We start from the raw sequence: 5,977 nt of genomic DNA, 5'->3' as shown, positions 1-5,977 counted from the left end.
GCGTCGAATGGTTGGCGGCGAAGGCGCCGCGCTCATAGACCAGCCGCACGATCGGCTCCGACATCACCCAAAGCGCCGCGGCCGCCGGCAAGGTCATGAACAGCGTGAACTCGACCGAGCGGTTCTGCAGATTGGCCGCCTCGATCAGATTGCCCGATTTCAAAGCCCGCGACAGCTCCGGCAGCAGCACGATCGCTACCGCAACGCCGACGACGCCGAGCGGCAGCTGGTAGATGCGATCGGCATAGGCGAGCGATGACACGGCGCTGTTCTGCCCGGAGGCAATCGCCGTGCCGATCAGCTGGTTGATTTGGGTGATGCCGCCGGTAATAGCGGCCGGCAGCGCCAGGATCAGGAGCCGCTTGACGTTCGGCGTCATCTTGGGTCGGCGGAAGCCGATCGAGATGCCGGCATGGCGCACCGCTACCCAGACGATGGCGAGCTGCACGATGCCCGCCGCCAGCACGCCCCAGGATAGGCCGAAGCCGACATCATGCGCGTCGAGCCCATGATACCAGGCATAGGCGAGCACGCTGATCAGGATGATGTTGAGGAAAGCGGGGGCGATGGCCGCGGCGAAATAGCGGCGCAGCGAGTTCAGCATGCCGGCCATCATGGCGCCGAGCGACATGCAGATCAGATAGGGAAACATGATCGTCGCCAGCCGGACGGTCGTCTCGAACTTGCCCGGAATGTCGGCAAAGCCCGGCGCCACCAGGTAGCGGACGATCAGCGGCATCGCCAGTTCCATGGCGATGGTGAGCGTCAGAAGCGCCGAGAACAGCACGCCGAACACTTCCTCCGAGAAGCGCTTTGCGCCGTCGGTGCCGTGCGTTTCGATCTCCTTGGCGAACAGCGGCACGAAGGCGGCGTTGAAGGCGCCTTCGGCGAACAGCCGGCGGAAGGTGTTGGGAAACTGGAAGGCGGCGTTGAAGGCGTCGGCGACCGGTCCGGTGCCGAGGGCCGCCGCCATCAGCATCTCGCGGCCGAAACCCAGCGCGCGGCTCATCAGCGTGCCGGAGGCGACGGTGGCGAATTTTTTGACAAGGCTCATGCGGAGGATGACTGCCTGCGGAATTGCGTCAAATGGATGGTGATGATCACTCGGCGGCCGCCGCCTTGGCCTTGCCGTTGCGTTCGGGCGCGTTGCCTTCGAGTGTGTCGATCAGCCGCTTGTGGATCGTGGCCGTGCGCGTCGGGCTGTCGATCTTCTGGCCGGTAAGGTCGGTGACATAGAAGGTGTCGATGACCTTTTCGCCGAAAGTGGTAATGTGGGCCGAGGCGATATCGAGCGAAAGGTCCGACAGCGCGCCGGTGACCTCTGAGAGCAGGCCGGGCCGGTCCAGCCCCTCGATTTCGATCACGGAAAAACGGTTCGACAGCGTGTTGCGGATCTCGGCGCGCGGCGGAATGCGGAAGGCCTTGGCGCCGCGCTTCGGCTTGGCCCGCTTCTCGATCATCTCGGGCAGCCAGCTCTTGCCGGACAGCACGTCCTCGATCAGCTTGCCGACGCGTTCGGCCCGCCGCCGCTCGTCCTCGTCGCGATCGAATTCTCTGGAGATCAAAATGGTGTCCAGCGCCCGCCCGTCAGAGGTGGTGAAGATCTGCGCATCGACGATGTTGCCGCCGGCCGCGGCACAGGCGCCGGCGATCACCGACAGCAGGCGCGGATGGTCCGGCGCCAGCACGGTGATCTCGGTTACCGCTTCGAACTCATGCGTCTTCACCATGGTGGCGAGCTTCCTGCCGGCCACATCCGCCTCGCGGACGAATTCGGCGTGGCGCAACTGGTCGGGCAGGTCGACGGTCAGCAGATAGTTTTCGTAGTGCTGGGCGACATAGCGCTTGCGCTCCTTCGCCGGCCATGCGGAAAGCGCCTCGGCCAGCCGCTCGCGCGCGGCGGAGGTGCGTTCGGCCCGCGACACTTCGGAGAAGCCCCCGGTCAAGAGCAGCTCGGTCTCGAAATAGAGCGTGCGCAGCAATTGTCCCTTCCAGCCGTTCCACACGCCGGGCCCAACGCCCCGAATGTCGCAGACGGTCAGGATCAGAAGCAGCTTCAGCCGCTCCACCGATTGCACGATCGAGGCAAAATCCTCGATCGTCTTGCGGTCGTTGAGGTCGCGCGTCTGCGCCGTCATCGACATCACGAGATGGTTTTCGACCAGCCAGGCTACGGTCTCGGTGTCGGCGGCCGACAGCCCCATATGCGGGCAGATGCGCCGCGCGATCCTGGCGCCGGCCTCCGAATGGTCCTCCGGCCGGCCCTTGGCGATGTCGTGCAAGAGCACCGCGACATAGAGCGCCTCGCGGCTCTTCTTCAGCCCCGGCATCAGCGAGTGCGACAGCGGATGCACCTTGGCACCGTCGCCGCGCTCGATCTCGGCCAGCACGCCAATGCAGCGGATGAGATGCTCGTCCACCGTATAATGGTGGTACATCGAGAACTGCATCATGGCGACGATCTTGCCGAAGTCGGGGATCAGCTTGCCGAGCAGTCCGGCCTCGTTCATGCGCCTGAGATTGAGCTCGGCATTGCGGTCCGAGGTCAGGATATCGAGGAACAACCGGTTGGCCTCCTCGTCGCGCCTGAGCGACTTGTTGGCCAGGCCGAGCGACCGGGTAAGCAGCTTCAGCGCGTCGGGGTGGAACTCCAGCCCGTGCTTGTCGGCGAACCAGAACAGCCGGAGCAGGTTGACCGGATCGCGTTCGAACACGCTGTCGTCGGCAATGTTGATGCGGTGGTTGTCGACAATGAAGTCGGACGTGCCGGCAAGCTTGCGCTTGCGCCGCGAGAAGGTGAGGAAGATGCGGTTGAAGCCGGGCACATGCTTGGCCTGCTCTTCCTCAAGCGCGGCGCAGAAGATGCGGGTGAGATCCCCGACATCCTTGGCGACGAGGAAGTAGTGCTTCATGAAGCGCTCGACCGCCGATAGCCCGGGATGCGTCGTGTAGCCCAGCCGCTCGGCGATCTCGCGCTGGATGTCGAAATGCAGCCGCTCTTCCGCCTTGCCGGTGAGGAAATGCATATGGCAGCGCACCGCCCACAGGAAGTCCTCGGCCTTCTGGAATTCGCGATACTCGGCTTCGGTGAAGACGCCTTTCTCGACCAGTTCCTGGCCGGTACGCACGCGATAGAAGTATTTGCCGATCCAGAACAGCGTCTGCAGATCGCGCAGACCGCCCTTGCCGTCCTTGACATTGGGCTCGACGAGATAGCGGCTCTCGCCCGCCTTGGCGTGGCGCTCGTCGCGTTCGGCGAGCTTGGCCTGCACATATTCGGGTCCGGTGGTGCGCACCACTTCGTGGTCGAAGCGGGTAAGCAGTTCGTCATAGAGCTTGCGTTCGCCCCACAGGAAGCGCGCTTCCAGGATCGAGGTGCGGATGGTGATGTCGGTGCGCGAGAGCCTCAGACACTCTTCGATGTTGCGGGTGGCGTGGCCGACCTTCAGCCCCATGTCCCACAGCATGTAGAGCATGTATTCGACGATCTGCTCGCCCCACGGCGTCTGCTTGTAAGGGAGCAGGAACAACAGGTCGATGTCGGAGCCCGGCGCCAGCGTGCCGCGGCCGTAGCCGCCGACCGCGACCACCGCCATGCGCTCGGCGGCGGATCGGTTCTTGACCTGGTAGACGTGGGTGGCCGCGAAGTCGTAAAGCGCCCGGATCAGCTCGTCCATCAGATGCGACAGCCGCTCGGCGCAGGCATGGCCGCCGCCATCCTGCTTCAGCATCGCCTCGGCGATCGTTCGCCCTTCCGCGAGCTTGCCCTTGAGCAGTTGGAGAACCGCTGTGCGGGCAGCCTTGCCGGAGCCGTCGCCTGCGCTCGGCGCCGTCAGCGCAGTCATGTCGCGGCGCAAAGCGTCGCCATCGATGATTTCGTCGAGTTTGAGGGAGATCTTGGGCATTCGGCGGCGTCTATAGCGCGTTTTCTTCGCGCTGTGTATGGGGCGTGCGACAGGCCGAATTCCATCACGCGGAAGGTGCGTTCGACGCTCAGCCGATCAACTTTATAGACTAAAAAATCGAAACTGACCCTTGACCTTCCAGTTACTGGAAGGACTACCTCCGCCTCAGTCCGAGAGTTCCGAGGCATTTGCTGATGACCCATTCCGACCATAACCATCATCATGCGCACGGCGCATCCTGCTGTTCGGGGAAGAATGCTCGGCCTGCGACCGAAGCGGTGATTCGCGACCCCGTCTGCGGCATGGCGGTCGATCCGGCGGCCGGCAAGCCGGCGGCCGAGCATGGCGGCAGGACCTTTCATTTCTGCAGCGAGCGCTGCCGCACGAAGTTCCAGGCCGAGCCGGACAAATATCTGACGGCCACCGATCCCGTCTGCGGCATGAATGTCGACCGCGCGAGCGCCAGGCATTTTGTCCGACACGAGGGGCAGGGTTTCTATTTCTGTTCGGCCGGATGCAAGGACGAGTTCGAAGCCGAGCCGGCAAAGTACCTTGCCGGCCGGCCTGCGCCGCAGCCGATGCCTAAGGGCACGCAATACACCTGTCCGATGCATCCCGAGATCATCCGCGACAGGCCCGGCTCCTGCCCGATCTGCGGCATGGCGCTGGAGCCGATGGGCGTGCCCTCCGGCGACGAAGGCCCGAATCCGGAGCTTGTCGATTTCACCCGCCGCTTCCGGGTCAGCGCCGTGCTTTCGCTGCCGCTTCTCATCATCGCAATGGCGCCGATGCTCGGCGTCAGCTTCGAAAGCTTCGTCGACGGCCGCACGAAGACATGGGCAGAGCTGGCGCTGGCGAGCCCGGTGGTGCTGTGGGCGGCGTTTCCGTTCTTCCATCGTGGCTGGGAATCGCTGCTCAACCGCAGTCCCAATATGTGGACGCTGATTTCGCTCGGCGTCGGCGCTGCCTATCTCTTCAGCCTTGTCGCTACGCTGTTCCCGGATGTCTTCCCGCACCAATTTCGCGGCCATGACGGCAGCGTGCCGGTTTATTTCGAGGCGGCCGCGGTCATCGTCGCGCTGGTTTTCCTCGGCCAGGTGCTGGAACTCAGAGCCCGCGAGCGCACGGGCTCGGCCATTCGCGCCTTGCTCGACCTTGCCCCAGAGACGGCGCGCCTGATCGGCGCCGACGGGACCGAAAAGGACGTGCCGCTCGACAGCGTCAAGACCGGGGACAGGCTCCGTATCCGTCCCGGTGATGCCGTGCCGGTCGACGGCATCGTGCTCGAGGGGCGCTCGGCCATCGAGGAATCGATGATCACCGGCGAGCCGCTGCCGGTCGAGAAGTCGGAGGGCGATTCGCTCACCGGCGGCACGCTCAACAAGAACGGCTCCCTCATCATGCGTGCCGAAAAGGTCGGCGCCGAGACCACGCTTTCGCGCATCGTCGAAATGGTCGCCAAGGCGCAGCGCTCGCGCGCGCCGATCCAGGGGCTGGCAGATCGAGTTTCCTTTTACTTCGTGCCGGCTGTCGTGCTGGTGGCGATCATCGCCTTCATTGTATGGTCGCTCTTCGGCCCCGAGCCCAGCCTGGCCTTCGCCATCGTGTCGGCGGTGTCGGTGCTGATCATCGCCTGTCCCTGCGCGCTCGGCTTGGCCACGCCGATGTCGATCATGACCGCGACCGGCCGCGGCGCGCATGCCGGCGTGCTGATCAAGGAAGCGGCGGCGTTGGAGCGCTTCGCCTCCGTCGACACACTGATCGTCGACAAGACCGGCACCTTGACCGAGGGCCGGCCGCGGCTGACCGATGTCGTCGCCGCCGAAGGCATTGCGGAGAATGAATTGCTGGCGCTCGCCGCGACGCTCGAAAAGGGCTCGGAACACCCGCTCGCCGAGGCGATCGTCGAAGGTGCCGCCGAACGCGGCGCCAAGCTTGCAGGTGCCGAGGACTTCGAGGCGATAACCGGCAAGGGCGTTGCCGGCATCGTGTCCGGCAGGAAGGTTGCGCTCGGCAATGCGGCGATGATGGCCGACCTCGGCGTCGACACCGCGCCCGTTTCCGCCAGCGCG

At 64.7% G+C, this 5,977-nt stretch carries 3 protein-coding genes; 1 reads left to right on the top strand and 2 read right to left on the bottom strand.

The features are described from left to right. A partial coding sequence (gene murJ, locus EOA75_RS27270; protein ID WP_127325613.1) for a murein biosynthesis integral membrane protein MurJ occupies positions 1 to 1,054 on the bottom strand: 1,054 nt, incomplete at its 3' end. A 46-nt stretch (positions 1,055 to 1,100) separates the two neighbouring features. Beyond that, positions 1,101 to 3,905, bottom strand: coding sequence for a [protein-PII] uridylyltransferase (locus EOA75_RS27265; protein WP_127325612.1), 2,805 nt, complete (start codon positions 3,903 to 3,905; stop codon positions 1,101 to 1,103). Positions 3,906 to 4,099: 194 nt separating this feature from the next. On the opposite strand from EOA75_RS27265, the gene EOA75_RS27260 reads away from it, so the two are divergent. Continuing rightward, the coding region (locus EOA75_RS27260; protein ID WP_127325611.1) for a heavy metal translocating P-type ATPase at positions 4,100 to 5,977 on the top strand (1,878 nt) is incomplete at its 3' end.

Origin of the sequence: Mesorhizobium sp. M1A.F.Ca.IN.022.07.1.1 (genome assembly GCF_003997575.1) — a bacterium.
Lineage (GTDB): Bacteria > Pseudomonadota > Alphaproteobacteria > Rhizobiales > Rhizobiaceae > Mesorhizobium.
This window is presented reverse-complemented; position numbering and strand designations above follow the sequence as displayed.